This is a genomic window from Agrobacterium sp. NPDC090273 (assembly GCF_044772305.1).
GTDB lineage: Bacteria > Pseudomonadota > Alphaproteobacteria > Rhizobiales > Rhizobiaceae > Agrobacterium.
Genome location: NZ_JBIVYN010000004.1, coordinates 310,955 through 332,459 on the forward strand (window position 1 = coordinate 310,955; position 21,505 = coordinate 332,459).

Here is a 21,505-nt window from a genome sequence, read left to right on the forward strand (position 1 = left end):
GAAGGTGATGCTCGCATTAAGCGCGCGAATCGCGTCACATTGCATGGTATTTTCGGCTCACTTCTATCGAATGCCGTCACATATTGATTGTTTTTGATGGCAATTGGCAAATCTGATATAAAAATACATGTTATTCTAAATTTTTTCGCGATTAAGTTGTTGTTGTATACGAAAAAGAAACTATAAGTCAGCCCGCATAAAAACCGCAACGGTGCCATCGAGCCGTGGATATTTCTCCATGGAGACATTGGCTGAAAGCGGATGCGGCGACATCGGATTCAACCCAGTCAAACGTCCCGACAGACGGAAGCTGAACCAGGATTCATGCGGGGAGCGAGTTGTTCAAGATATCAAGACGCCACGACGCCCTTGCCGCGTTTCCAGCAAACCAGCCTGACATGGGCCAAAGCCTGTCCAATTTTTTCATTTCCGAAGCGTGGAGCAGTGACCTCTCGAGTGGCGTCATCATGCTTGGCGAACACGCATGTTTCATGCACGGGTTGCCGCATGGTGAGTGCGGCCTGCTGACTCTGATCCGCTGTTACGATCGCAGTCACCACGCAAAGGTCCTGGAATTGTTTGAGCAGGCATCGACAGCACCGTCACGCTTCTGCTTCTCCACCAATCTGCTGACACCGGCTGCCGCTCAGCAGCCGGTAATCTGCATGGGAGAATCCTCCGGCTTCGATGAAGGACGGCATGGGCAGATTTCCGGCTTCTTCCTGTTTCCGCGTTTTGAAAACATGCGTTTCGCCGCCTGAATAATGGGAGGCGAGCAATCTGTGCCAGCTTTTTTGGGCGGCAATTGTTCACTTAATGAAGACAATTTGTCTTCCGTTGTTCATCTTTCTGCGAAGCGCTATTTGCGTCATTAATATCTCCAGACATCGCCATACAGCCCCGGCAAACGCGCCGCTCAATTACTGGAGATAACCATGTCCAACAGCCAGAACGTTCTCGTTCTTATCGCCCGCATTCTGCTTTCCTTCATCTTCATCTATTCCGGTTTCGGCAAGTTGACCGACCCGTCCGGCACAGCAGGTATGATCACCGGCGCCGGTCTTCCTGCCGCGACCCTGCTTGCCTATGTTGCAGGCCTGTTCGAACTCGTCGCCGGTCTCGCCATTCTGGTCGGTTTCCAGACCAAGGTCGCTGCACTCGCGCTTGCCGTATTCTGCGTGTTCACCGGCCTCGTCTTCCACAGCGGCACCGTTGCGGTTCCTGGCTGGCCTGACCCGGCACTCGGCTGGATCAACGCGCTTAACGGCATCATGCTGATGAAGAACATCACGCTTGCCGGTGCCTATCTTCTGCTCGTCGCTTTCGGCGCTGGCACCTACTCGGTCGATGCAAAGCGCGGCGCCGCGGTTGCCCACGCCTGACACAAGCGAAGCCTAAACAAAAAACCGCCGGAGCGATCCGGCGGTTTCTTTATGTTTCAAAGTCGCGAAGACGAGACCTGAATCTGCGTTCAGAATATCGCGCCTCCTCTCCGATATCTCAGGCCTGCAGCGCCGACCTTACGCGTTCTGCGACCTCGAGGATCACCGGGTTACTGTCGTGTTCCGGTTTACGGGCCCGGACAAAACAGGCCTCTGAGCGAACGATGATGCCATCAGAGAGAATTTTCAGGTGATTGGCTTTGAGCGTCGAACCGGTCGAGGTGATATCGACGATGATATCCGCCTGACCCGCAGCAGGAGCACCTTCTGTCGCGCCAAGGCTCTCGACGATGCGATACAGTTGAATGCCGTGCTGGCGCGAAAAGAACTGCTGCGTCAGCCGCCAGTATTTTGTGGCAATAGCCAGTCTACGGCCATGACGCGCACGGAACTCCGAGGCAACGTCACCGAGATCGGCCATGCTATCGACATCGAGCCAGATTTCCGGAACAGCAACCACGACGTCCGCATGACCAAAACCAAGGCGGGCGCAGAATTCGACCTGCGCATCGGCATTGGTCAGTCCTTCCCGCACCAGATCTTCGCCGGTCACACCGAAATCCACCGTACCCGCGCCGATCTCGCGAGCGATCTCCGAAGCCGACAGATAAGCAATCTCGATATCGTCTCGACCTTCAACGCGGCCGCGATATGAGCGGTCGTTGCCGATCGCTGCAACCTTCAGCCCGGCGCGTTCCAGAACAGCGGAGGCATCTTCTTTCATGCGGCCCTTCGAGGGCAGTGCAATGGTAATCACAGCGCGTCACTCCCGCGTATCGCTTCGATGCGATCCAGCCATAGCGAAAAGCCAACCGCCGGTATTTTTTCCTTTGCGCCTAGAAGCGTCAGCAGCCGGTCAAAGCGACCGCCGCCTGCCAGAACACTATCACCGCCAGCTTCCACCACTTCGAAAACGAGGCCGGTATAATAATCAAGCGGGCGGCCGAATGCCGCGCGATAAGTGACCGTCTCCAGTGCTACGCCTGCATTGGCGAGTGCGGCAACGCGCTTGTCGAATGCAGACAGAGCACCATCCAGTTTCAGCTTCGCTTTTTCGGCAAAATCGGCGAGCGTCCTCGAAGCTTCCGGCAAAGGTGCCTGCAGCGACAGGAACTGTTTCAACAGGCCAAAGCTTTCATCCGGCAGACGGGTCGCGGCAAGCGCCAGTTTTTCGCGCAGGCGACGGGCAATTTCCTGCGGCGAGCGGCTGGCGTTGGTCGAATAACCGGTTTCCTGCATGACGCTGTCGATGTAATCGACCAGCACCTTTTCTTCACCTGTGGCGAGAAGACCGGCGACACGTGCATCAAGTCCCGTCATCGGTTTGGGGTGCACCAAGCTGTCGAGCAGCGCCTCAAGCTGCGCCATATCGCCAAACGCCTGTACCAGGCGCTTTTGCCAACCAAGCGGCAAACCAAGCGCTGCAACGACGGCCTCAAAAACCTGCTGGTCTCCAAGAGTAACAGTCAAAGTGCGGCCAGGCAGCAGTCGCTTCAACACGGCGGTCGCATCGCTGACGGCACGGGCATCTGAGGCGGCAATATCCGGATCGCCGAGATCCTCGATCCCTGCCTGATAAAATTCGTTCGAGCCTTCGCGGCGCTGACGGAACACCTCGCCGAGATAGGAATACCGCCTCGGCGTGCCGGTCGCCGTTTCAATATGGCGCAGACAGACCGGAATGGTGAATTCGGGCCGCAGGCACAGGCTCTCGCCCGTTTCGCTTTCCGTCATGAAGATACGGCGACGCAAATCCTCGCCAGCCATATCAAGGAAAGGCTCCGCCGGCTGAATAACAGGCGTGTTCACGCGACTGGTGCGGCGTGCGGCAAATTCTTCGAGAAGCTCTCCGGTAAATTCCGGCATGTCGATCAGGGGCATGAAACGGTACTTTTCGTCACGGTGCGAGCGGCTGCATCATTTCGATGCGGTTACCGAAGGGGTCATGGACATAGAACCGGTGATACCCTTCCAACGGCTCATCCTCAACCACATGGTAGCCTGCGGTTTCAAGTGTTTTTCGAAGTTTCGTCAGATCATCGACGATAAAGGCGGGATGGGCCTTACCCGCCGAAACGAAATCCTGCACGACGCCAAGGTGAACCTTCACCGCCCCGAGGGCAAACCAGCAACCGCCTCGTCCCACCAGATTGGCTGGTTTCGTCTGCTCGGCAAGTCCGAGCAGACCGGCATAGAAGGCTCGCGCCTCTTGTTCCCGGCCCGCCGGCATCGCCAGTTGAACGTGATCGAGCGCGAGTATAGCCATGCCATTACTGCCCTTCGGCGGCGCGACGAACGTCCTCTGCCTGATGCGCCAGAATTTCGCGAACCTTCGCAACCAGATCGGCCTCCGACACCGTAATCTGCGCCACACGCGCCTCACGCCATGTGGCATTGTCCTCGATCTCGCCGGAAAGCCGCTTGCCTTCGATCAGATCCTTGATCTGAACCACACCTTCGGCACGCTCGTCGCCGCCCTGGATGATGGCAATTGGCGACCCGAGACGATCTGCATATTTCAGCTGATTGCCAAACTTCTTCCAGTTGCCCTGGTACATTTCGGCACGGATACCTTCGGCACGCAGCGCCTGCGTGAAGCGCTGGTAACGGCCCATGCTTTCCACGTCACCATCCATGACGGTAATGAGAACCGGAGCGAGCGGCTTTGCCTGACCGAGCTTTCCGAGGTTCTTCAGAGCGGTCATCAGACGCGACACACCGATGGAGAAACCGGTTGCGGGAACGGGCTGACCCATGAAGCGGGAAACGAGGCCATCGTAACGGCCACCACCACCGACGGAGCCGAATACGACCTTTTCGCCTTTTTCATTGGTGACATCGAATGTCAGTTCAGCCTCGTAGACAGGGCCGGTGTAATATTCGAGACCACGGACAACGGACGGATCGATCTTGATGCGCGTTGCATCGTAACCGGCGCCCGATACCAGTGCGCCAATGATGTTCAGTTCCGCAACGCCCTCTTCACCCTTGGACGTACCGGCAACCAGCTTGGCGAGATCGTCGGCGCTTACCGCATAGTCCTTGATACCTACGAAAAACAGAACTTTTTCGATCTGCTCATCGCCGAGACCCGCGCCCTTGGTAAAATCGCCGGACTCGTCTTTACGACCCGGACCAAGCAGCAGACGGACGCCTTCGGGACCAAACTTGTCGAGCTTGTCGATGGCGCGCAGGACATTGAGGCGGCGCGCAGCGTTTTCATCGCCACCGAGACCGATGGCCTCCATGACACCATCCAGAACTTTGCGATTGTTGACGCGAATAACGTAATCGCCGCGCTTGATACCAAGCGCTTCCAGCGTATCCGCCATCATCATGCACATTTCGGCATCCGCCTGCACGCCAGCCGCACCGACCGTATCGGCATCGAACTGCATGAACTGGCGGAAGCGGCCGGGGCCCGGCTTTTCGTTGCGGAAAACGTAACCGGCACGATAGGTGCGATAGGGAAGCTGAATCTCGTTGAAGTTTTCGGCGACGTGACGGGCAAGCGGGGCGGTCAGATCGTAACGCAGGCTCATCCACTGCTCGTCATCGTCCTGCAGAGAGAACACGCCTTCATTCGGGCGATCACTATCGGGCAGAAACTTGCCAAGCGCGTCGGTGTATTCAAACAGCGGTGTTTCCACCGGATCGAAACCGTACAGTTCGTAAACCTTACGGATTTTTTCGATCATCTCATTGGTGGCATGGATATCGGCAGCCGAACGATCCACGAAGCCGCGCGGCAGGCGGGCTTTCAGTTTCTGAGGCTTTTTTGCTTTTTCGCTCATGATGCCGGTCCGATATTTTCCTGAAATTATGCCGGTGTCTTAGAGGATGAAGCCCTGTGCGGCAAGCCGCAAAGGCAGCCTTCACGCTTGCGAACCACCAGACCATCTGTTAGTCGCTTATCCGTTGCGTCTCGCAACCGTAAGCGTCTGACGTCAAGCAACGCACCTAACCCTTCGTCTTTCCGGAGGGCGCTGACAAAGGTGCTGTCCATGAAGACGATTTTCCAGAAAGCGAAGCTTTTATGAAACTGTCACGCTTGCCCGCAAAATATGCCGCGATCCTGACGCCATTGATCTTGTCCATCATCATGACCTTCATTGTCTCGCTGATCGCCACCTTCAAGGCTGTCGGCTTTAGCGATTTTTCAGTTCGGGAATGGATGTCCGCATGGGGGCTTTCCTGGGTGGTCGCGTTCCCGACGCTTCTTCTTGTCTTGCCGCTGGTGCGCAGGATCGTCGGGTTCCTTGTTGCCCCTTATCGCGCCTGATGCGATACCGCGCTCCGCTTGAGCGCGGTATTCTCGACATGCCCTTTCCGTCCGCCTGCAAAATCACGATAAAGGCATCATGATTCTCGAAGCCCTCCAGTATGCCGCAACCCGTGCGATGACACCGAAGGCGTTTCGGCCCTATGTGCGATACTCCGTAAACCTCTGGTCGCGGGCCAATCGTTGCGCTTCGGACTGGGCCGAGCATGAACGAAACAGCCAGCAATTCATCCTGCAATCGGCGCGAAGACTGAAACAGCGACGAACCGCCGTCGTTCTCGGCTCAGGCTTGCTGCGGGATGTACCCTACAAACCACTGGTCGCAATGTTCGATACCGTTGTGCTTGTCGATCTGGTGCATCTTGCCAGTGTTCAGTTCAAGATGCGGGCCAATGCCAAGAAAAACGTTCGCATTTCGAACCGCGATCTCTCGGGTTACGACGAGATCCTGGCCGGTCGAACAGCGGAGCCGCTCGAATTCATAAGACGCGTGCCTTATCTCGACCTGGTCGTATCTGCCAATCTGCTTTCTCAGATCGCGACCGGCGCACGCAACAGGCTGGAGCGCGAAAACCCGGCAAACGTCCCTGAGAATTTGCTGCCAAGGCTCGTAGAAACACATCTCGACGCACTTTCGGGCCTTCCCTGCAAGACGTGCCTTCTGACCGATATCGCCTTTGACGTGATAGGCAAGGACGGGACGGTCCAGCAACAGGATGACCTGCTGCACGGCGTCAAGATTGCCAATCCGGCAGCCACTTGGGATTGGCCGCTTGCGCCTTTCGGTGAAGAAAGCCGGGATTATCGCATCGTTCATCACGTCATAGCGAAAGAACTGACGTGATCGCCTTTGTTCTTTCACAATCGCGGTTGTAAACTCGTCGTCATGCGTTTGTTGATCCGCACATTGATGCTTCTTTCCTGCCTGCTCTACGCCTACATGCCGGCGCAGGCAGCGCTGAGCGTCGTGCCTGTCATGGGACAGACAGCGCATGGATCAATGGTGGAGAAGAATGGACACGGCCACCATGAACCCGTCGCGGTCAAACCTGCGCTGCAGCAGCATGTGAGTATTGGCGATCCCTGCCCACATCGAAGCAATATAGGCCATGCAGCCTTTTGCGCGGCCTGCGTTGTCGTGATTCCGCAGGTGGATTTTGCCGAGGCGAGCAAAATGCTCTACGCCTATCCGCATCCCGATCTTGGAACCGCCTTCGTTGGCAATGTTCCCGCACCGCCGCTTCCGCCGCCCCGCGTCTGACGTTTCGGTTTTTTCTTCAATCTTATCGAAACACTCCGTGAGACACGGAAAGGATACCTCATGTCCATCAAACTTACAGTCATCGGCGCCGTCTTTGCCGCAGCAGCAACCGCTATGCCCCTGCTCGCACAGGATGCGAGCGGTCATGCCGGACACGACATGTCGAAGGGTGCAGCAACAGAAACCGGATCGACCAAGGCTTTCATGGAAGCCAGCAAGAAGATGCACGGCGACATGTCCATGGACTACACCGGTAACGCCGATGTGGATTTCGTGCGAGGCATGATCCCGCATCATCAGGGTGCAATCGATATGGCCAAGGTTCAATTGCAATACGGCAAGGACCCTGAAATCCGCAAACTGGCGGAAGAGGTCATCAAAGCGCAGGAAGGCGAAATCGCCATGATGAAAGCCTGGCTCAAGTCAAACGGCCATTAAGCTCAAAACGGGAGCGCCGGTGACGGCGCTCCCTCATTTGCCTCAAAGACCGGCAAGACCCGTCTTGTAATCCTCCGAAGCAGCACGGCTCAGTCGCTCAAGTTCCATGGCGGCACGACTGGTATGCCGTTCCTTGTGACGTAAAAGCGCGAAGTTGCGAGCCGGCAGATCGATACCCGCGCGCACAAGCATGCCCTGTCGCAGGAACAACGAGGCGACGGATGCGGAAACGGCCGTCGCAGCGCCACCGGCACGTGCGGCTGTCACGACCGCTTCGTTGGACGGCAGTTCCAGCATGACAGTCAGATCCTCCGGATCGACCCCCATCTGCCGCACGGCGGACTCAAATGCTGAACGGGTTCCCGACCCCTGTTCGCGCAGCACCCAGGCCGTACCGTAAAGCATATCAAGCGCCGTCAGGTGGCGACCATCGGCAAAGGGATGGGCGGAGCCGGTGACGACCAAAAGCTTGTCTGCAACGACGGGCTGGATATGCAACGCGGGCTCATCGATCACGCCTTCGATAAACCCAACCTCTGCCAGACCTTCTAGGACCGCCTGTGTCACCGTTTTCGTGTTGCCGATATCGAGCTTCAACGTCACACCGGGATAGAGCTTCTTGAATTGCATCAGGATGGGTGGCAGCCAATAGCTGGCAATTGTCTGGCTGGCGCAGATGGTGATTTCGCCACGCGTCAAACCGCTCATCTCGGACAGAATAAGTTCGGCATTGCGAACGCGGGCCAGCGTCGCCTTCGCTTCGCCCAGAAAGACCCGACCGCTTTCGGTCAATTCGATGTTACGCCCGACCCGGTGAAACAGTTCCACATTGTAAAATGCCTCAAGATTCTTGATCGCAGAGCTGACGGCGGAGGCGGTGAGCCCGATGGCTTCTGCCGCTCTCGTGAGGTGCTCGCGCTCGGCAACCGCGACAAATATTCTCAACTGCTCAAAGGTCATGGCTCTTCATTCGATTTAATCGAACGATTTATGCCATATTATTTGATAGAATAAAACAGCACCATCCGGCATTGTCGCCTCATGCAACATCATCGCGCCGCCACACAGCCTTTTCACATTTCTCTCCGCCGCTTGACGCCGCTCCTGCCAGGCATTCTCCTGTGCGCCGCCGTAAGCTGTGCTGCAATTCTGGCCGAGACATTTCAGGCGCGTCTGGTCGGTCATGCCTGGCTTGGCGATCTGGTTCTGGCGATCCTGTTCGGCACGGCATTGCGCTCCTTGATAACCCTGCCCGCCGTCGCATCTGCCGGCATCAAGTTCAGTGCCAAAACGCTGCTCGAGATTGCGGTGGCGCTTCTTGGGGCATCGCTCAGCCTCTCCATCCTGAAAGGCGCGGGCGGCCTTTTGATCGGTGGCATCGCATTGATTGTCGCTCTCTCGCTTGTTGTCAGCTATTTCGCCGGGCGCATGCTGGGATTGCCACCGAAGCTGGCGACCTTGATTGCCTGCGGCAACTCGATCTGTGGCAACTCGGCCATTGCGGCGGCGGCACCCGCCATCGGCGCAAAACCTGAAGATGTTGCAGCCTCCATCGCCTTCACCGCAGTTCTCGGCGTTGCCGCCGTGTTGCTGATGCCATTTCTGCCAAGCCTTCTCGGCCTTGATGCCACCCAGTACGGCATCTTTGCGGGCCTGACTGTCTACGCGGTTCCTCAGGTGCTTGCTGCCACGGCACCGCTCGGGACCGTCGCTGTGCAGACGGGCACGATCGTCAAACTCATCCGTGTCCTGATGCTGGGTCCGGTTATCGCAACGCTGTCGCTCATCCATGGGCAGTCGGGTACAGGACGTCTCAAGCTGCAGCAGATGGTTCCGTGGTTCATCATCTGCTTCGTGCTGATGATCATGGCTCGGTCATTCGGCCTTATTCCACAGGCTCTGCTCGGCCCGGTCGCGACATTGTCCAACGTGTTGACCATCATGTCGATGGCTGCCCTTGGCCTCTCCGTCGACATCCGCAGCCTTCGCCATGCAGGCGGCCGGGTCATTGCCGCAGCCAGCCTGTCGCTCGTTCTGCTTGGCGTACTCAGCCTTGGCTTGATTGCACTGACGCAAACTGTCTGAGAACCGGGGACCGACAGAAGACAGGCGGAGCGGCCTCGCTGCTCCGTTTTTGTTTGGGCGCTTAAGGCCCAGGCCTTATTTTTGCGTGCTGACCGTCAATGTGTAATGAGCGCCAAGGCCACGGCGCGACGAACCGAGAATGAGAGTCGGGCGGATCAGCCAGTCGGTGTCGGTTTTCGGGGTCAGAACCGCCGTTTTGCCTTCCGCATCGCTGAAGAAGATTGCATCCTCGTCCGGTGTCGAAAAATCGAAGACCGCCATCAGCACGAACTCGCTGGATGAGGCAAGCTCGATCTTGACCGTTTGTCCGGCTTTGACCTTGATGCGGTATACCTCCCCGCGCCCACGCCTTGTCCACCCGTCCAGCCTCAACGGGCCGGTCTGTGGCATTGCGACGTCCTTCAATCGCTCACCATCGTCCAGCCAGATACCGTCGACGTTGCGGCTTTCTGCAAAGGATTGAACCGGCAGCGCCGAAACAGCCATAATAAAAGCCAGAAGAGCAGCCGATATCTTCATGGACGCATAAACTCCCGCCGCAACGCCTCGATCGGCTGCCGGCAATGACAGCCTTCAATATGATCGTTGACCATGCCCATCGCTTGCATGAACGCATAAACCGTCGTCGGGCCGACAAAGGTCCAGCCGCGTTTCTTCAGGTCCTTCGAAAGACGAGTCGATGCTGCCGTAATCGGGTTGGCCCGAAGAGTGGCATAGTCCAGCTTTTGCGGCCTTTCTGCGGCGGCCGGTTCGAAACCCCAGAAATAGCGCGCCAGCGTTCCGAATTCCTGCTTCAACTCCACGGCACGACGGGCGTTGTTGATTGTCGATACGATCTTGCCGCGATGACGAATGATGCCTTTGTCGGCGAGACAGCGCTCTATGTCCGCATCACCGAACTCAGCCACCTTGTCGAAGTCGAAGCCTGCAAAAGCAGAGCGGAACGCCTCCCGCTTGCGCAAGACCGTCAGCCAGGACAAACCGGACTGAAAGCCCTCCAGACATATCTTCTCGAAAAGGCGCCGATCGTCCGTGACCGGATAACCCCACTCCTCGTCGTGATAGCGGCTGTAGTCTTCAAGGCCCTGCTGCCAGGAGCAGCGGATCTTGCCGTCCATACCCGTTTGAAGTCCCGTTTCGCTCATGCGGCGATTACCTTCCATTACGGTCAAAGACTGGTCAGCTCGGCACTTACCACTGATTCACCATGTTTCAAAACCGTGCGCTAACCCTAACGACAGCTTTCGCTAAAACTGCGTCTTTTCATGAATGGGTGTTTACCATTCGCTGGTCCCAAGGTGCGAACCTATCCTGCAAATGCGGGCCTATGGTTCCCGTGTCCCTTCTTGCGATGTCATGTAAAAAGAGTCCACCCGATGACGATGAAATCCGTTTTTATGGCGTTGAGCCTGTTTTCTGCGTTCGCAGCCCCTGCCGCCATGGCCAACGACCGTTATCGGGAGCGTCCGCCTGTTGTTGTGAGCCCTGATCTTTCCGCCCCATGGGTCACGCAGCTCGGTGGCGCCAATGTCCGCCCGGTTGTTTATCCGCGCCCGCCGGCCGCCCGCCAGCCGATCTACCGGCAGCAGCAGGCCGCGATGCCGCAGCGCCCGAACTCCGGCGTCACTTCGCAGCGCCCCGCGCGGGTGCAGGCAGCCGCCGTGCGGCCCAACGCACCGGTTCGCTCGCAGATTGCACCGCAGTTCCTGCCGCAGATCGTGAATTACGAAACGAATGAAAAGCCCGGCACAATCGTCATCGATACGCCGAACCGCTTTCTTTACCTCGTGATGGCCGACGGCAAGGCACGCCGTTACGGCGTCGGCGTCGGTAAACCCGGATTTGAATGGGCAGGAACGCACAAGGTGACCCGCAAGGCCGAATGGCCAAGCTGGACCCCACCGAAAGAGATGATTACGCGAGAAGCAGCCAAGGGACATTACCTGCCAGCCTTCATGGAGGGCGGCCCGGCAAACCCGATGGGCGCGCGCGCCATGTATCTCGGCTCCACCCTTTATCGCATTCACGGAACCAACCAGCCGTGGACGATTGGCAGCAACAATTCCTCCGGCTGCATCCGCATGCGCAACGAAGATGTCACCGATCTCTATGAGCGCGTGAATGTCGGGACGACGGTGATTGTGATCTGACGGCAACGGTCACATTATTCCGCAACTGCGCGGCAGTACAAAACCGCACTGTTCGCTTGAAACGATGCACCAGAACGCTACAGTTCAACGGACGGTGGAAAAACCACTGAAAAATACTTGGCGGGGGACGCCAGGCGCCAGACCTCTCTCAGGGGGATGATGGAACGGCCTTGAAACGGGTGGTCTTTGGCCACCCGTTTTTCGTTTCGTGCAAAGCCGTCTGCACTGTCTAGACAGGAAGCTCTGCGGGTCTGGGGCCGCCATAGGCCCAGTCCAGCAATTGCGCCGTGTGCAGGATTGGCATGTCGGTTCCGGTTGCGATTTGGGTGATGCAGCCAATATTGCCGGTGGCAATCACATCGGCTTTCGTTGCTTCGATATTCTTTACCTTGCGCGCCTTCAACTGGGCCGAGATTTCCGGCTGCATGATATTGTAGGTTCCGGCCGATCCGCAACAGAGATGCCCTTCTGCCGGATCGCGAACGGTGAAACCCGCGGCTTTCAGCAATAGCTTCGGCGCCATGGTGATCTTCTGGCCATGCTGCATGGAACAGGCGGAATGGTAGGCGACTGTCAGTCCGTTTCTGTCACGCTGAGGCAATTCGAGCGTCGCCAGATATTCTGTAATATCCTTGGCCAGCGATGAAACGCGGGCCGCCTTTTCCGCATAGACAGGATCAAGCCGCAGCATGTGGCCGTAATCCTTGATCGTCGTGCCACAGCCGGAAGCCGTGATGATGATGGCGTCGAGGCCACCCTGCTCGATCTCTCGCGTCCACACATCGACATTACGCCGTGCGGCGGCGAGCGCCAGCTCTTCTCGCCCCATGTGATGAACCAGAGAACCGCAACAGCCTTCGCCCCTGGGAACGACGACCTCCACACCGAACCTCGTCAAAAGGCGCATCGTCGCCTCGTTGATGACGGGGTCGAGCACCGGCTGTGCGCAACCGCTGAGGATCGCGACACGCGCCCGCTTTGTCCCTTCGGCGCCGCGTGTGCCCGGTTTGACGGAGGCCGAAACCGGGGGCACCTTCGTCGGTGCGAGCGCGAGCATCGATACCAGCGGTTTGAATGCAGGCGTTTTTGCAAACAAGGCCGCGAAGGGTCGCGTCATATTGGCAAGACGCAGGGCAGCCCGGAACCGTGCGGGGTAAGGCAGGACAAAAGCCAGCAGGCTGCGGAGCAGCCGATCGGCCAGCGGTCGTTTGTAGGTCTTTTCAATGTGGGCGCGGGCGTGGTCGACAAGGTGCATGTAGTCCACGCCCGAAGGACAGGTTGTGGTACAGGCCAGACAGGACAGACAGCGATCGATATGGGTCACCACCTCCTTGTCCGCAGGCCGGCTGTTTTCCAGCATGTCCTTGATGAGATAAATGCGCCCACGCGGACTATCCAACTCGTTTCCAAGGGTGACATAGGTCGGACAGGTCGCCGTACAGAACCCGCAATGCACACATTTGCGCAGGATTTTTTCGGATTCGGCCACATGCGGATCGGCAAGCTGCTCAGGCGTAAATGATGTCTGCATGGTTCAAGCCGCCCTTGTCATCTTGCCGGGATTGAAGATGCCCGCCGGATCGAGCTTTTCCTTGATGCGTACCGAAAGAAGCGTCTCAGGGGCAGAACGCGGTTCGAAGGCGTCGATGGTCGAACGCATGGTATCGTCAGCCCTCAGCAAAGTGGCGTGGCCGCCGCCAAAAGCCCTGATTGCGCCACGCAACAGATCGGCTTCCGGATCTGCCTCCATCTGCATCCAGACAAGCCCGCCCTGCCAATCGTAAAAGGCATCGATACCGGCTTCCATCCGCAGCGCCGCAACCAGCCTGTGACCTGCACCTGGAGCGACCGAAACGCGCCAGAGCGGTTTCGTCGCCTGCCCATGATAGGGGGCCACATCCCGGACCTGCTGCCACAGCAGATTGCTTTCCTCATCTTCCAGCACAACCCACGGCCCTACCCTGTCCATGACAGAAAGAAGCTTCTGTGCCCGTGCCTCAACAGACGGCCCAAGTCCCTCAAGGCGAAGGATCGTCGCCGGTCCTTCCGGCAAGACGCCGCCCAGGAAACGGGAGCGAACGCTTTCGGGAAGATGCGCCGCTCCAGAGACTTCGACACTCAGCGCCATCGCGCCGGCCATGACCGTTGTGGCAGCCTCGTCGTCCAGACCTGAAATCACAACCGTTCTTTCGACGGGAGGCTTCGGCAAAACGCGGAAGGTCACTTCCGTCAAAAGACCGAGCGTGCCGTAAGATCCGGCAAGAAGCCTCGAAAGATCAAGTCCGGTGACGTTCTTCATGACCCGGCCACCGGCCTTGATGACCTCTCCCGCCCCGTTGATGAAACGTGTGCCAAGCAGACTGTCGCGCGCTGCGCCCGCCACATAACGACGCGGACCGGAGACGTTAGCGGCAAAAATGCCACCAATGGTCGGCTCTCCCGTCGTGCCCATGATGCCGCGGTGATCCATCGGCTCGAAAGCCATCATCTGCCGGTTTTCGGCAAGAGCCGCCTGGATAACGGACACGGCTGTTCCAGCCCTGACGGTGATGACCATTTCCGCCGCCGTATAGCTGACGATGCCGGAAAGGCCGAGCGATGAGAGGGTCGCGTCCGCCGCGACAGAGTTTCCAAAACCCGCACGCGTGTTGCCGCCCGAAACTTGCAAAGCCGTTTTGCTGGTGGCGCACTCGCGGACGATGTCGGCCGCCTCGTCCTCCGTCACCGGTGTGAAAATATCCGTCATACGCTCTTCCGTCCTTCCAGTGGAAATACCTTGGAAGGGTTCATGATCCAGGCCTCATCGAAGGCAGCGCGAACTGCCATTTGTTGTGCAAGATCGGCATCGCTGTACTGGTGGCGCATCAGATCGCGTTTTTCGATCCCGACACCATGTTCGCCGGTGAGACATCCGCCGGCATCGACGCAAAGTTTCAGTATTTCGTTGCCCGCCTCTTCCGCTCTTGCCGCATCCTCGGGATCATTGGCATTGAAGAGAATGAGGGGGTGCATATTGCCATCGCCCGCATGGAAGACATTGGCGACGCGCAAGCCAAGCCGGTCGGTGATTTCGCTTGTTTTTTTGAGCACATAGGACAGTTGCGACAGGGGCACCGTGCCATCCATGCAGATATAATCCGCAATACGCCCGGTCGCACCGAAAGCCGACTTCCGACCCTTCCAGATTGCTGCCGCCTCCATGGCCGACTGGCATTCTCGCACGGTTTTCACCGCATGTTTTCTGGCGATGGCAACGATGTCGGCGAGCATCGCATCCATTTCCGCCTCAGAACCCTCCACCTCGACGATCAGCAACGCACCGACATCGAGCGGGTATCCTGCTTTGGCGAAAGCTTCGCAAATCTCGATGGCGGGCTTGTCCATGAACTCGATCGCGACCGGAATGATGCCCGATCCAATAATATCGGCCACGCAGGAGCCGGCCTCTTCAGAGGTTTCAAAACCGAAGAGAACGGGGCGAGCGCCTTCCGGCTTGGCGATCAACCGAACTGTCGCTTCCGTGACGATGCCCAATTGCCCCTCAGAACCACAGACGAGGGCAAGAAGATCATAACCGGCGGCATCCAGATGTTTTCCGCCCAGTTCCAGCACCGTGCCGTCCACCAGCACCAGCTTCACACCCAGCAGATTGTTGGTGGTGACGCCGTATTTCAGACAATGCGCACCACCCGAATTCATGCCGATATTGCCACCAATGGTGCAGGCCAGTTGCGAGCTAGGGTCCGGAGCATAGAAAAACCCTTCGGCACCGGCAGCATCGGAAATGGAAAGATTGGTGACACCCGCCTGCACGCGTGCGGTGCGATTGTAAAAATCCAGTTCGAGGATCGAAGACATCTTCGAAAGGCCAATCACGACAGCGTCTTCCTGCGGGATCGCACCGCCAGACAGCGAGGTGCCGGCACCACGCGGTACGACCGGCACGCCATTTTCGTGGCAATATTTCAAAACCGCGGATACCTGTTCGGTGGTTTTCGGAAGGGCTACCGCGAGTGGCAGACGCCGATAGGAAACAAAGGCGTCCGTTTCAAAGGGAACGAGTTCGCGCGCCTCGTGCACAAGACAGTCGGCAGGCAAAATGTCGGCCAGGCCCGCAATAACCTGCTCACGCCGTGAAAGCACCGCAGGGCGCGGCTCCAGAAACCGGATCGGCTGCGTCATCGTTCCTCCCGCTGCACCATCCTAAAAGTGGTATTGTTTCTTTACCACTTTGATTGAACTCAGGCAAATGCTATGGATTTTTTTCCGTTTTGGAAAGAATAGGAGCCCAACTGTGACCAATCTCGGCGATCTGGAAGTCTTTGCGAGCGTCGCTGCGTCCGGAAGCATGTCGCATGCCGCCAAGGAGCTTGGTTACTCGCCGGCCGTCATCTCCAAACGCATCAAACGGCTTGAGGAAAAGCTGGGCGCTCGACTTTTCCAGCGAACCACGCGCCGGATATCTCTGACTGAGGCAGGACAGGGATTTTACGAGCGCGTGCGCGCGGTTCTGGAAGGGCTGGAAGATGCTGAAGATTTCGTCTCGGGCCGTGCCAATACCGTCAACGGCACCCTGAAAATTTCCGCCTCGACGTCCTTTGGTCGCATGCACATCGCACCGCATCTGAAGACCTTCATGGAGCGACACCCTGAGCTATCGATCAATCTGGTTCTGAGCGACGAGTTCATCGACATCATTGAAGGCGGCTACGATCTGGCGATCCGCATTGCCGATCTGAACTCTTCGAGCCTTGTGGCGAGGCGGCTTGCACCGGTCCGGCGCGTTCTCTGCGCTTCCGCGGATTATGTTGCAATTCATGGGATGCCTGAGACGATCGAAGATTTGAAGCGCCACCGTTGCCTGCCTGCGCACAACAATGATGTCTGGCGGCTGGAGGGGCCGGGTGGAGCATTCAGTATTCGTCCTGAAGGTATGCTGACCACCAATTCCAGCGAAGTGATCCGCGAAACCGTGATTTCCGGCCTCGGCATTGCGCTCCGTTCAACCTGGGATATCGGCCACGAATTGCGCAGCGGCAAGCTGGTACAGGTGCTGCCCGGATACGAAGGTTCAAAGAACGTGACGCTGTCTGCGGTTTATCCCAGCCGTCAGTTCCTGCCTGCCAAGGTGCGATTGTTCATCGACTTTCTGGCTGAGCTTTATGGTCCGACACCCTATTGGGAGCGCGGCTGACACAATTGCTGGAGCATCGGACAGTTTCGATCCGATGCCTCAGGTTTCAGTGTGCGCCCTCGGCATGAGAGCGACGAATGCGCCGCACCACCCACCAGACACCCAAAACCGCTACGGGAACGGAAAGACCCGTCAAAACTGCTGGATCGACGGCCAGCACGTCATGGCTGATCGCCTTGGTGAGATATCCGACCAGACCCACGACGTAGTAGGAGATGGCGGCAACCGAAAGCCCCTCCACCGTCTGCTGCAGACGCAGTTGCATGGCCGCGCGCTTGTTCATTGTGTTGAGAAGCACCGTGTTCTGGCGTTCCAGTTCAACATCGATCCAGCTTCTGACAAGTGCCGTGGCGCGGTAGAGTTTGCGCGAAAGGTTCGCCTGCCGCTCTTCGACAGACTGACAGGTGCGCATGGCGGGCGCCATACGTCGCTCCAGAAAACTGCCCATGGTTTCATGCCCTTGTACCGGCGTCTCCGCCAGTGCCCGGATGCGCTCCCGCACGATGCCATCGTAAGCGCGGCTGGCGCCAAAACGATAAAGGCTGAGCGCAGCGTTCGCCTCCAGTTCGGCGGCAAGCCGGGTCATTTCTGCAAGCAAGGCGTCTGCCTCGTCCCGCGCGCCGTTCTTCATGCGCTGGGTAATGGCCGTCAATCCATCTTCGATGCGACGGATTTCCGGCGATAAAGTTTGCGCCATCGGCAGGCCAAGCATGGCAAGCGTACGGTAGGTTTCGATGTCTAGCAGCCTCTGCACCAAAGCGCCGCGCCCATGGCTGCTCAAACCGCGGTCAATCACCAGAATCTGCGTCAGGCCATCGCGGTCCTGGCGGAAATCGGTGAGGATGGTGGCCTCGCCGCCGCGCACATCACTGTGACAGAGGCTCGTTGGATCAAAAACCGCTTCCGCATCCGTCGTCGCCCCGACATCAGGCCGGACTTCCAGACGTACACCCGATATCAGGGTCCCAGGTGGCGAGAAACCGTCACCGAATGGATCACCGATGACATCTCCACCAAATGTCTCAGGTGCAGGACCATCCCAGAACCAGGTTGAGAATTCCGTGTGCTGCTCCCACCGCAACGTGCCCTGCCCCCAAGGCATTGCGTGGTGGCGAGCGTCGCGTTCCGGTGGCGCGATACCACGACTGCGCGACATTTGAGCGATGACCGCGTGATGCACCGAGGCTCCGCCATCCATCATGAAGGCAAGCTGGATGATGATGCGCGACGGCGCCAGAAGCACCGTCGGTCTGGCATGGACTTCGCCGAGCGCAAGCGCCCGTTCCGGCGCACTCGCAAATGCAAATCTACCCTTGGCCATTGCGATACCGCCTCCTGCCTTATCCAAAGTCCGGCTTAAATCATCCAACACGCCGGTAAAATCGTCACGGAAACAACCTGTCTTTGTTTTGAGGCACTTCCGGAAAGAAATCGCACGGCACTGACGTCACGCCTGCTTTAACAAAAGCCAGTTTGAAAGGGCAGATGCCGAGTTGACGCAGGCAGCTCGCACCAACTGGACAGAATATTTGACCAGTGCGACGCTTCGCTGATAGTTTCCGGCAGGTTTCTGCTGGAGAATGCTGCGATGGACGAGACGCTTTTTGCGCAGGTACAGCACACACGCACCTCCGAGGAAGTCGTGCTGCGCTTCGAGGAACTCATTCTCGACGGCGTTTTGCGTGACGGCGATCGATTGCCCGGCGAGCGAGACCTTGCCGAACGACTTGACGTTTCGCGGCCGATTTTACGAGAAGCGCTGAAGGAACTCGAAACGCGCGGCCTGCTTGTCAGCAGGCACGGCGGCGGCACCTTTGTTGCCGATATCGTCGGCGAGGTGTTTTCCGATCCCTTGAGCGCATTGATTACCCGTCATAGTCGCGCAACGCGTGATTTCCTTGAATATCGTCGTTACATCGAAGGCATGGCTGCCGAACTCGCTGCGCAGCGCGCAACCGAGCCGGACAAGAGCAATCTTGCCGCAATCATCGAAACCATGCGGGAAGCACATATGACAGGCAGGTTTGAAGATGAACTGGCAAGTGATGTGGAGTTTCACAACGCCATTGGCGAGGCTGCCCATAACATCGTTTTGATGCACACGCTCCGCTCCTGTTACCGTCTGCTGAGCGACGACATCTTCTATAACCGCCATCTCATTTTCTCGCTCCCCGGTGCGCATGATACCGTGTTGCAGCAGCACATCGCCATTCAGGAGGCAATCTCCAGAAGCGACGCGGCGGCGGCCCGCGCCGCAGCAGAAGCACACATCGATTTCATTGTCGAAACAACGGCCAAGGCGCATCAGGCGAAAGAATGGGACCGGATCTCACGTTTGAGGCAGCTCCACCGCAACGCTTAAAAAACGCGCAAAGGCGCCCTCAGCAAATTTTTTATTCATTTTTATTTGGAACTTTTCCGGTCAAAGGGCATTTTTATCTGGTTGATTGAAAAAATTTACCAAGATGGGACCCATGACGACCACGAGCGAAACTGAACGCTATCCGCGGATAGCTCTCATATCGACGCATGGCTATGTCGCCGCGCACCCGCCTCTGGGAGCTGCCGACACCGGAGGACAGGTTGTTTATGTCCTCGAACTCGCGCGCAAGCTTGGACAACTCGGCTACAAGGTCGACCTTTTCACCCGCCGCTTCGAGGAACAGCCGGAATTTGACGAGGTGGATGATCGTGTTCGCGTTGTACGCATTCCCTGCGGGGGGCGCGATTTCATCCCGAAAGAATATCTGCACCGACATCTGATGGAATGGTGTGAGAACGCACTGCGCTTCATCAAAAAAAATGATCTGACCTACTCGTTCATCAACAGCCATTACTGGGACGCCGGCGTTGCCGGTCAGCGCCTGTCTGAAGCTCTGAAAATCCCGCATCTGCATACGCCGCATTCGATCGGCATCTGGAAAAAACGCCAGATGGAGACGGACTATCCTGAAAAGGCCGACACGTTCGAACTGGAGTTCAATTTCAAGGAACGCATCCAGCACGAACTCATCATCTATCGTAGCTGCGACATGGTGATTGCGACGACGCCGGTTCAATTGGATGTTCTGATCGAGGATTACGGCCTCAAGCACAAGCATATCCATATGATTCCGCCAGGCTACGACGACAACCGCTTCTTCCCGGTGTCGGACGCTTCGCGCCAGATGATTCGTCAGCGTTTCGGCTTTGAAGGTAAAACCGTTCTGGCACTTGGACGCCTCGCCACCAACAAAGGTTACGATCTGCTGATCGACGGCTTTTCGGTTCTGGCGCAACGCGAGCCCGAGGCCCGTCTTCATCTCGCCGTCGGCGGCGAGAACATGGACGAACAGGAAACGACGATCCTCAATCAGCTCAAGGAGCGCGTGAAATCGCTTGGGCTTGAAGACAGGGTTGCCTTCTCCGGCTACGTATCGGACGAAGACCTGCCGGACATGTACCGCGCAGCGGATTTGTTCGTGCTCTCGAGCCGCTACGAACCGTTCGGCATGACGGCGATCGAAGCCATGGCCAGCGGCACACCAACTGTCGTGACCATCCATGGCGGCCTTTTCCGCGCCATCAGCTATGGTCGTCACGCACTGTTTGCCGATCCTTTCGACAAGGAAGATCTCGGCATCACCATGATGAAGCCATTCAAGCATGAGCGGCTTTACGGCAGGCTTTCCCGTATGGGCGCGCACAAGGCTCGCAGTCTGTTCACCTGGACTGGCATTGCCCAGCAGTTGCTGGCACTGGTCGAAGGCAGGACAATGATGCCCGTGCTGGAAGAATCCGACTGGGCCGAACCATGGAACGACGGCGATTGAGACCGCTGCGCCTTTTTTCCACCGATCTCGACGGCACCGTCGTTGGCAACAATGACGCGACACGGCGTTTCCGCGATTTCTGGTATTCGCTGCCGGACGAAACGCGACCGCTCCTGGTTTTCAACAGCGGCAGGTTGATCGATGATCAACTGGCCTTGATTGAAGACGTGCCGTTGCCCCGCCCCGACTACATCCTTGGCGGGGTAGGCACGATGTTACACACCCGCGACCAAGCGGATCTGGAGACGGCTTATACCAACTCGCTTGGCAGCGGCTTCGATGCGAACGCGATAGAAAGCGTCATGACCCGGATATCCGGCGTGACCATACAGCCCGACCGGTACCAGCACGGCCTGAAATCGAGCTGGTTTTTACACGGTGCAGATGAACAGGCACTGCGTGACGTCGAAACCGCACTGGCACGAGCAGGCGTTGACGCCCGGATCGTCTATTCCAGCAGTCGCGACCTCGATATCCTGCCAAGAGCAGCAGACAAGGGTGCCGCCATAAGCTGGCTCTGCCATCAGCTCGGCATCGACCTGAACGAAACGGCTGTCGCCGGCGATACTGGCAATGACCGCGCCATGTTCGAATTGAGCGGTGTGCGAGGCATTGTGGTCGACAATGCCCTTCCGGAACTGCGTGCACTCGCACCGACGATGGACAGTGTCTTTCTCTCCGGAAAAGCAGAGGCTGATGGTGTGATCGACGGACTGCAGCACTGGGGTTTGCACAATCGCTAGGCAGCGCTAATTTCAGCGCATGTATAAAGCCCGCCTATATTGACGGTGCCTAAAAGCAATAAGACAATATCGAATCAAGCGTGTAATGCGATCAGGGA

Annotated in this window: 23 protein-coding genes; 12 read left to right on the forward strand and 11 right to left on the reverse strand. The window is 57.6% G+C overall.

All coding sequences use genetic code 11. The annotated features are described in order from the left end of the window. Positions 1-338: 338 nt before the first annotated feature. Entirely contained in the window at positions 339-761 is a 423-nt protein-coding gene (locus tag ACIQT8_RS13530) for a hypothetical protein (RefSeq protein WP_400965990.1), read from the forward strand. Between the two features lie 174 nt (positions 762-935). Next, positions 936-1,382 carry a DoxX family protein gene (locus ACIQT8_RS13535; protein WP_400965993.1) on the forward strand — a complete coding sequence of 149 codons (447 nt, stop codon included), beginning with the start codon at positions 936-938 and terminating at the stop codon, positions 1,380-1,382. A 118-nt stretch (positions 1,383-1,500) separates the two neighbouring features. On the opposite strand, the gene hisG is transcribed toward ACIQT8_RS13535, so the two are convergent. The 4 genes from hisG to hisS are packed head-to-tail and all read right to left on the reverse strand — an operon-like array spanning position 1,501 to position 5,236. After that, positions 1,501-2,199 (reverse strand): ATP phosphoribosyltransferase, encoded by a 699-nt coding sequence (hisG, locus tag ACIQT8_RS13540; protein WP_400965996.1) that lies wholly within the window; start codon positions 2,197-2,199, stop codon positions 1,501-1,503. Further along, the gene (locus ACIQT8_RS13545) at positions 2,196-3,323 is read right to left on the reverse strand and encodes an ATP phosphoribosyltransferase regulatory subunit (RefSeq protein WP_400965999.1); all 1,128 of its coding nucleotides are present in this window, start codon (positions 3,321-3,323) and stop codon (positions 2,196-2,198) included. Before ACIQT8_RS13545 ends, hisG begins: the two co-directional genes overlap by 4 nt. Before the next feature lie 16 nt (positions 3,324-3,339). After that, positions 3,340-3,708, reverse strand: a complete 369-nt coding sequence (locus ACIQT8_RS13550) for a VOC family protein (RefSeq protein WP_400966002.1) — start codon at positions 3,706-3,708, stop codon at positions 3,340-3,342. A 4-nt stretch (positions 3,709-3,712) separates the two neighbouring features. Further along, positions 3,713-5,236, reverse strand: a complete 1,524-nt coding sequence (gene hisS / locus ACIQT8_RS13555; RefSeq protein ID WP_400966005.1) for a histidine--tRNA ligase — start codon at positions 5,234-5,236, stop codon at positions 3,713-3,715. Between the two features lie 242 nt (positions 5,237-5,478). Here hisS and ACIQT8_RS13560 point away from each other — a divergent pair, with 242 nt between their 5' ends. The 4 genes from ACIQT8_RS13560 to ACIQT8_RS13575 all read left to right on the forward strand — a co-directional run bounded on the left by ACIQT8_RS13560 (position 5,479) and on the right by ACIQT8_RS13575 (position 7,423). Beyond that, complete coding sequence (locus tag ACIQT8_RS13560) at positions 5,479-5,724, forward strand: DUF2798 domain-containing protein (protein WP_138794646.1); 246 nt, start codon at positions 5,479-5,481, stop codon at positions 5,722-5,724. A 79-nt stretch (positions 5,725-5,803) separates the two neighbouring features. Then, the gene (locus tag ACIQT8_RS13565; RefSeq protein ID WP_400966009.1) at positions 5,804-6,568 is read left to right on the forward strand and encodes a hypothetical protein; all 765 of its coding nucleotides are present in this window, start codon (positions 5,804-5,806) and stop codon (positions 6,566-6,568) included. A 42-nt stretch (positions 6,569-6,610) separates the two neighbouring features. Further along, positions 6,611-6,985 carry a hypothetical protein gene (locus tag ACIQT8_RS13570; RefSeq protein WP_400966011.1) on the forward strand — a complete coding sequence of 125 codons (375 nt, stop codon included), beginning with the start codon at positions 6,611-6,613 and terminating at the stop codon, positions 6,983-6,985. A gap of 60 nt (positions 6,986-7,045) precedes the next feature. After that, complete coding sequence (locus tag ACIQT8_RS13575; RefSeq protein ID WP_262524601.1) at positions 7,046-7,423, forward strand: DUF305 domain-containing protein; 378 nt, start codon at positions 7,046-7,048, stop codon at positions 7,421-7,423. A 42-nt stretch (positions 7,424-7,465) separates the two neighbouring features. Here ACIQT8_RS13575 and ACIQT8_RS13580 read toward each other — a convergent pair whose 3' ends face one another. After that, positions 7,466-8,383 (reverse strand): LysR substrate-binding domain-containing protein, encoded by a 918-nt coding sequence (locus tag ACIQT8_RS13580; RefSeq protein WP_400966014.1) that lies wholly within the window; start codon positions 8,381-8,383, stop codon positions 7,466-7,468. A gap of 81 nt (positions 8,384-8,464) precedes the next feature. Between ACIQT8_RS13580 and ACIQT8_RS13585 the strand changes: the two genes are divergently transcribed. Next, positions 8,465-9,508 carry a YeiH family protein gene (locus tag ACIQT8_RS13585; protein WP_400966017.1) on the forward strand — a complete coding sequence of 348 codons (1,044 nt, stop codon included), beginning with the start codon at positions 8,465-8,467 and terminating at the stop codon, positions 9,506-9,508. Positions 9,509-9,583: 75 nt separating this feature from the next. On the opposite strand, the gene ACIQT8_RS13590 is transcribed toward ACIQT8_RS13585, so the two are convergent. Both ACIQT8_RS13590 and ACIQT8_RS13595 read right to left on the reverse strand, forming a co-directional pair. Further along, on the reverse strand, positions 9,584-10,027 hold the full coding sequence (locus ACIQT8_RS13590) for a hypothetical protein (RefSeq protein ID WP_400966019.1): 444 nt from the start codon (positions 10,025-10,027) through the stop codon (positions 9,584-9,586). Beyond that, positions 10,024-10,653, reverse strand: coding sequence for a DNA-3-methyladenine glycosylase I (locus ACIQT8_RS13595; protein ID WP_400966022.1), 630 nt, complete (start codon positions 10,651-10,653; stop codon positions 10,024-10,026). The genes ACIQT8_RS13590 and ACIQT8_RS13595 overlap by 4 nt, the downstream gene beginning before the upstream one ends. Before the next feature lie 231 nt (positions 10,654-10,884). On the opposite strand from ACIQT8_RS13595, the gene ACIQT8_RS13600 reads away from it, so the two are divergent. Beyond that, positions 10,885-11,658, forward strand: coding sequence for a L,D-transpeptidase (locus ACIQT8_RS13600; protein ID WP_400966025.1), 774 nt, complete (start codon positions 10,885-10,887; stop codon positions 11,656-11,658). Positions 11,659-11,887: 229 nt separating this feature from the next. Here the strand turns inward: ACIQT8_RS13600 and glcF are convergent, their stop codons facing one another. Genes glcF through ACIQT8_RS13615 form a run of 3 tightly spaced genes read right to left on the reverse strand, consistent with a single transcriptional unit; the run spans position 11,888 to position 15,840 of the window. After that, complete coding sequence (glcF, locus tag ACIQT8_RS13605; RefSeq protein ID WP_400966027.1) at positions 11,888-13,189, reverse strand: glycolate oxidase subunit GlcF; 1,302 nt, start codon at positions 13,187-13,189, stop codon at positions 11,888-11,890. A 3-nt stretch (positions 13,190-13,192) separates the two neighbouring features. Then, entirely contained in the window at positions 13,193-14,404 is a 1,212-nt protein-coding gene (glcE, locus tag ACIQT8_RS13610) for a glycolate oxidase subunit GlcE (RefSeq protein WP_400966030.1), read from the reverse strand. Beyond that, a complete protein-coding gene (locus tag ACIQT8_RS13615) occupies positions 14,401-15,840 on the reverse strand; it encodes an FAD-linked oxidase C-terminal domain-containing protein (protein ID WP_400966033.1) in 1,440 nt (479 codons plus the stop codon). The genes glcE and ACIQT8_RS13615 overlap by 4 nt, the downstream gene beginning before the upstream one ends. Before the next feature lie 112 nt (positions 15,841-15,952). Between ACIQT8_RS13615 and ACIQT8_RS13620 the strand changes: the two genes are divergently transcribed. After that, the gene (locus ACIQT8_RS13620) at positions 15,953-16,852 is read left to right on the forward strand and encodes a LysR family transcriptional regulator (protein ID WP_400966035.1); all 900 of its coding nucleotides are present in this window, start codon (positions 15,953-15,955) and stop codon (positions 16,850-16,852) included. Positions 16,853-16,898: 46 nt separating this feature from the next. Here the strand turns inward: ACIQT8_RS13620 and ACIQT8_RS13625 are convergent, their stop codons facing one another. Further along, positions 16,899-18,173, reverse strand: a complete 1,275-nt coding sequence (locus tag ACIQT8_RS13625; protein ID WP_400966038.1) for a DUF3422 family protein — start codon at positions 18,171-18,173, stop codon at positions 16,899-16,901. 267 nt (positions 18,174-18,440) lie between these two features. On the opposite strand from ACIQT8_RS13625, the gene ACIQT8_RS13630 reads away from it, so the two are divergent. The 3 genes from ACIQT8_RS13630 (at position 18,441) to ACIQT8_RS13640 (ending at position 21,407) form a co-directional block, all read left to right on the forward strand. Further along, a complete protein-coding gene (locus ACIQT8_RS13630) occupies positions 18,441-19,214 on the forward strand; it encodes a FadR/GntR family transcriptional regulator (protein ID WP_400966041.1) in 774 nt (257 codons plus the stop codon). Positions 19,215-19,317: 103 nt separating this feature from the next. Next, entirely contained in the window at positions 19,318-20,664 is a 1,347-nt protein-coding gene (locus ACIQT8_RS13635) for a glycosyltransferase family 4 protein (RefSeq protein WP_400966044.1), read from the forward strand. Next, positions 20,661-21,407: an HAD-IIB family hydrolase gene (locus ACIQT8_RS13640; protein ID WP_400966046.1), complete on the forward strand. Its 747-nt coding sequence runs from the start codon at positions 20,661-20,663 to the stop codon at positions 21,405-21,407. Before ACIQT8_RS13635 ends, ACIQT8_RS13640 begins: the two co-directional genes overlap by 4 nt. Positions 21,408-21,505 lie beyond the last annotated feature (98 nt).

Bases quoted from the DNA above. Each gene is read 5' to 3' on its own strand.
- ACIQT8_RS13535 (WP_400965993.1), top strand. From the start codon at position 936: ATGTCCAACAGCCAGAACGTTCTCGTTCTTATCGCCCGCATTCTGCTT.
- ACIQT8_RS13545 (WP_400965999.1), bottom strand. From the start codon at position 3,323: ATGCCCCTGATCGACATGCCGGAATTTACCGGAGAGCTTCTCGAAGAA.
- ACIQT8_RS13550 (WP_400966002.1), bottom strand. From the start codon at position 3,708: ATGGCTATACTCGCGCTCGATCACGTTCAACTGGCGATGCCGGCGGGC.
- hisS (WP_400966005.1), bottom strand. From the start codon at position 5,236: ATGAGCGAAAAAGCAAAAAAGCCTCAGAAACTGAAAGCCCGCCTGCCG.
- ACIQT8_RS13560 (WP_138794646.1), top strand. From the start codon at position 5,479: ATGAAACTGTCACGCTTGCCCGCAAAATATGCCGCGATCCTGACGCCA.
- ACIQT8_RS13565 (WP_400966009.1), top strand. From the start codon at position 5,804: ATGATTCTCGAAGCCCTCCAGTATGCCGCAACCCGTGCGATGACACCG.
- ACIQT8_RS13570 (WP_400966011.1), top strand. From the start codon at position 6,611: ATGCGTTTGTTGATCCGCACATTGATGCTTCTTTCCTGCCTGCTCTAC.
- ACIQT8_RS13575 (WP_262524601.1), top strand. From the start codon at position 7,046: ATGTCCATCAAACTTACAGTCATCGGCGCCGTCTTTGCCGCAGCAGCA.
- ACIQT8_RS13580 (WP_400966014.1), bottom strand. From the start codon at position 8,383: ATGACCTTTGAGCAGTTGAGAATATTTGTCGCGGTTGCCGAGCGCGAG.
- ACIQT8_RS13585 (WP_400966017.1), top strand. From the start codon at position 8,465: ATGCAACATCATCGCGCCGCCACACAGCCTTTTCACATTTCTCTCCGC.
- ACIQT8_RS13590 (WP_400966019.1), bottom strand. From the start codon at position 10,027: ATGAAGATATCGGCTGCTCTTCTGGCTTTTATTATGGCTGTTTCGGCG.
- ACIQT8_RS13595 (WP_400966022.1), bottom strand. From the start codon at position 10,653: ATGAGCGAAACGGGACTTCAAACGGGTATGGACGGCAAGATCCGCTGC.
- ACIQT8_RS13600 (WP_400966025.1), top strand. From the start codon at position 10,885: ATGACGATGAAATCCGTTTTTATGGCGTTGAGCCTGTTTTCTGCGTTC.
- glcF (WP_400966027.1), bottom strand. From the start codon at position 13,189: ATGCAGACATCATTTACGCCTGAGCAGCTTGCCGATCCGCATGTGGCC.
- glcE (WP_400966030.1), bottom strand. From the start codon at position 14,404: ATGACGGATATTTTCACACCGGTGACGGAGGACGAGGCGGCCGACATC.
- ACIQT8_RS13615 (WP_400966033.1), bottom strand. From the start codon at position 15,840: ATGACGCAGCCGATCCGGTTTCTGGAGCCGCGCCCTGCGGTGCTTTCA.
- ACIQT8_RS13625 (WP_400966038.1), bottom strand. From the start codon at position 18,173: ATGGCCAAGGGTAGATTTGCATTTGCGAGTGCGCCGGAACGGGCGCTT.
- ACIQT8_RS13630 (WP_400966041.1), top strand. From the start codon at position 18,441: ATGGACGAGACGCTTTTTGCGCAGGTACAGCACACACGCACCTCCGAG.
- ACIQT8_RS13635 (WP_400966044.1), top strand. From the start codon at position 19,318: ATGGGACCCATGACGACCACGAGCGAAACTGAACGCTATCCGCGGATA.